The organism is Flavitalea antarctica (assembly GCF_054461535.1).
On record NZ_JBTLQG010000075.1, the window covers coordinates 1 to 3,952 of the forward strand.

The 3,952-nt window shown below is 39.3% G+C and carries 4 protein-coding genes; all 4 read right to left on the reverse strand.

From position 1 onward, the window contains the following. Window positions 1-494: 494 nt before the first annotated feature. Complete coding sequence (locus ACX0G7_RS27145) at window positions 495-992, reverse strand: hypothetical protein (protein ID WP_458926692.1); 498 nt, start codon at window positions 990-992, stop codon at window positions 495-497. Between the two features lie 282 nt (window positions 993-1,274). Beyond that, entirely contained in the window at window positions 1,275-1,640 is a 366-nt protein-coding gene (locus ACX0G7_RS27150; protein WP_458926693.1) for a DUF6331 family protein, read from the reverse strand. A gap of 127 nt (window positions 1,641-1,767) precedes the next feature. After that, the gene (locus ACX0G7_RS27155; RefSeq protein ID WP_458926694.1) at window positions 1,768-2,349 is read right to left on the reverse strand and encodes a hypothetical protein; all 582 of its coding nucleotides are present in this window, start codon (window positions 2,347-2,349) and stop codon (window positions 1,768-1,770) included. Between the two features lie 168 nt (window positions 2,350-2,517). After that, a complete protein-coding gene (locus tag ACX0G7_RS27160) occupies window positions 2,518-2,973 on the reverse strand; it encodes a hypothetical protein (protein WP_458926695.1) in 456 nt (151 codons plus the stop codon). Window positions 2,974-3,952 lie beyond the last annotated feature (979 nt).

Sequence of the window (3,952 nt, forward strand, 5' to 3'; positions counted from 1 at the left end):
CAGGAAATTACTGGCAAGAATTCAATCCGTCTGGCTAAGGCAACTACCCTATCAAACAGGTATTGTACAAGTAAAGCATTAAAAGATTGATCGTTCATTATTATCTATACCTGGTCATTAATGTATTCAACCGGACTACAAAACATGAGTTGTCATCGGGGAAATAGTCAAACCCCCGGCAATTGACTTTGCCAAGACTGTAGCCGGTTGCTTTTTGCTGCAAGGCAGCATATCATTAGACATTTAATCACAAGGACTTGTAGCGCCAGAACAGTGGCGGCTACTCATAGGATGCTGGTAATGGATAATGAACATCTATAAAATATAGAAATAACTTAAATTTATATTAAGGAAAAAAACACGTCTCTGAGGGCGAAGGGTAGTTGAAATTTCCCTTCCACCTATCCTTTGCTTTCAAAGAAATATTTTAACTCACACGATACGTCTTATACATAGGATACCATGTTGTGTGCCGTTTCACCGCGACGACTGGTTTAGAATTTCGTGATAAGTTTCAATGATTTTAAATAATTAGTGTCAAAGCTGATGTACCTACATTCTTTTTCAGGCAGGTCTAGCGTGTATCTCCACTTTGCTGATGTTGTCAATTCGGAAAATCTGAACCTCTTTTCGTGGCGACCAAGATAACGTACGACATCAAATCCCTTCCCATTGGAGGCATCAAGCGAAAGAAGCTTATAACGTCTGTTTATATAAGTGAAAATACTTTCCAATGAGTCTATTGGAGCAAGATGTTCCTTCACTATTGAATATTTTTTAACCTTGAGAATTTTTGTGGCTGTTTTAGTGTGATCACTTGAATAGAAATCAACATTGTAGTTCTTAAAAATTCTAAATCCATCTGGAACGTAATCAGTAAAATTTCTGATCAAGGTATAACTACCATTATACGTCAGCACCACTCCCGAAAAATCATCTCTTCGACCTTTGAATTTAAAGGTGAAATATTTTCCGATGTATTTCTTTTGCATTTGGGTCTAAGGTTTAGAATGGCACACAACGTGGAAGTATTGGCGAATGCGGGCAACACTCGGTATTCTGTTCGACACGACTTTCGCTGCCCGCTTTTGCCAATACCATGTTGTAGGCTGTTGGTGCGATTGTGAATGCGTCACTAAAGTTGGTCGTGCTTCGAACCTCCATTGTGCCTCGAAGATGTTCGCCCCTCAGCTATTCCTGTTGAAAGATCCAACGTCTTAAAAGTTCGTCACAACGGCAGATTTCGGTTTAGAATCTTTATTTCGCTTGACCAACTAAAGGCACCCAATTATGTGTTTTATCATTTGGATAAAAACTTGCTTGTCAAAGAGATTGTTCAGTTTTCGGGAAACAACTATTGTATTCTCATTTTGCTCCACTTTGCTGATCAGCTGGATGAAACAATCTTTTAAGACAGCGCTATCAAGGTTCTGTGCAGCTTTTTTGATATCAGCAGGCCATAGGGCAAAAGCTTCTATACCGCAGCATTCAGCGACACATTCAGTTTCTAAATTTTTCCATAGCATGGCAGTTCCATCCAGTAATGTGTCAACATTATATCGATTTGAGTTGGCCCCGTCAATTTCTCTCCATTTAATCCATTGACCGTCGCCAATACTAATGTCTTTATTTTCAGTCATAAACGAGGTGATGTAAATTGCCTACAACGTGGAAGTATTGGCGAAGGCGGGCAACACTTGGTTTTTTAATTACTTGGTATTCGCTGCCCGCTTTTGCCAATACCATGTTGTACGCAGCAGGGCGCCGTTACGAAAATTCTATTTGATAGTATCTCCTTAAAAAGTTTAAAAGTGTGGCTATTTTTTTCTCAAATTCAATTGCACCGTTTTCTCTTTCTGCTTGATAGCAATGGATAACTCTATAATTGTTTCTGTCTGCAATTTCTATCATATATCTTGTTGGGGCACCAGCAAGATTCTGTTCTTTATTTATCACAAGGTTTGAGGGTGCGTTTTGAAGATTTAAATGATTAATGCTATCAATCAGCGCCTCAATACTGATTCCCGGCATTACAGGCTCATGAATAACGTTGCGTGGTTCAATTTTGGCAAACCTCTCGGTCTCGTCTTCATATGATTCAGGATATTTCAAATTAAAAGACACAAGTTTCGAAAACCAACTGTTATTGCTATATCCAATAGCTAACACTTTGATTTGCTCTTCCCCCTTCCTATTGGGAAGCCAAAACCGAATCTCAAAACTGTCAACACTTGGTTGCAAATCTGATAATCCAAGCTTTTTCGAAATAATTGGTACGGATTGTACAACTGGTGCATAGTGTTGTTTTAAATAACTTGCGGTGTCTAGGGCAACCGGATGGAGATGCATTTGCTTACTCTCCGAATTGCATGATAAGATTGTAAAAATAACTATTAGGTATTTATTGGAGTGTCTCATATGTTGCGTACAACGGCCCACGGCTTGCCGAAGGCCGGTGACCTAAGGTAATTATTTAATTTAAGTCCTTAGGCTTTTGGCAAGCCTATGTTGTACGCCTTATTTGTCTTTAATAATCGATAATTTTGTGTATTGAAATACACGTGCAGGCTTGGGGTTTCCTTTAATTGGATTATATCCAGGAGGGTAACCAATTTCTCTATAAAACCCGCCAGTCAATCTGAGACGAAATGGCAATGTTAATCCATCCCATAATGTATCAGCATCTGGTAAGGTAATTTTTGCAGGTTGCAGAAATATATGTTCGACCATTGTAAGGTCGCCTTTTTTTCCCTTTTCACTGTCAATGATCCATTGAGCACATGTACAACTTATAGCAGCATATGAGACTATTATAGACTCTTCCTTAGATACGAAGGTCTTTACGGCTTTTTGGCTGTAATTGATTTTTTGGCTGTAATTGATTGGTAACGTATCAAAAACAATCGTATCTGGCACTATAGCTTGATTTTTCGGTTGAATATCTGCATTCGTGCAGCAAGGCAACGTGGCCATACAGACTATGATTATGAAGACTCTCATTCGATGGCGTACAACGTGGAAGTATTGGCGAAGGCGGGCAACAATTTGGTGTTCGAATTACTTGGTGCTGGTCGCCCGCTTTTGCCAATACCATGTTGTGTGCAGTTACATTTTAAGTAAAAAAGGATTAATAATAATCTGGGCGTCTTAGTGTCGATGCTTCTGCGAGCAAGCCATTATAAAAGATAAGTTAACGTAAGCATACCACAAACGAATACGTTGACCATTTGTCACCTGAAAAAATCAGGGATGGCCAACTTAATGATTTCATCTGAATTCTGTTATACCTACAGATAGAAAATGTTTCCATTCCATGGATATTCCGAGCCCCGTCCCCAAGTTACCTTATATACCAAAATCAAGACGAGAAGGAGCAAAACATATGCAAGATAAGTCGGGGGGATTTTACGAGAAAATAAGTGATTTATCCCTGCTAAGATAAAGCTGATAGAAAAAATAATAGCATAAGTGAGATCTCCCAAGCCGTATCCAAATGTCAACTTACCCATCCACATTGCAACACAAAGTGAGATTCCTGTGATCAAAAGCAAGGCGCTTAAAATTCTCATAAGATTATGATACGATGTTCCCATTGCACACAACGTGGAAGTATTGGCGAAGGCGGGCAACAATTTGGTTTTCAAATTACATGGTACTGACTGCCCGCTTTTGCCAATACCATGTTGTGCGTAGCCGGCGTCGGTAAAGTGAGCCCATTTTATTTACCACCAGAGAACCCTGGCAATACTTGGATTTCCATTATAGAAATAAAATTTCTTCGCCGCTGATTTTAGCATACTATTTAAAGAAGATTCATCACACTCACAAATGCGCAACAACAAACGGAACTGTTGTATGATTGGGCTACGCCTGTGTGAGGTGGCTCATTTTAGCCGGACACCAAATTCTCTTAGTTAAAAAATATCTCCCCTTCTTTGGGTAATGAGGAGCT

What these genes read in the sequence shown, in the direction of transcription:
- ACX0G7_RS27145 (WP_458926692.1), bottom strand. Translation starts at nt 992, where the DNA reads ATGCAAAAGAAATACATCGGAAAATATTTCACCTTTAAATTCAAAGGT.
- ACX0G7_RS27150 (WP_458926693.1), bottom strand. Translation starts at nt 1,640, where the DNA reads ATGACTGAAAATAAAGACATTAGTATTGGCGACGGTCAATGGATTAAA.
- ACX0G7_RS27155 (WP_458926694.1), bottom strand. Translation starts at nt 2,349, where the DNA reads ATGCATCTCCATCCGGTTGCCCTAGACACCGCAAGTTATTTAAAACAA.
- ACX0G7_RS27160 (WP_458926695.1), bottom strand. Translation starts at nt 2,973, where the DNA reads ATGGCCACGTTGCCTTGCTGCACGAATGCAGATATTCAACCGAAAAAT.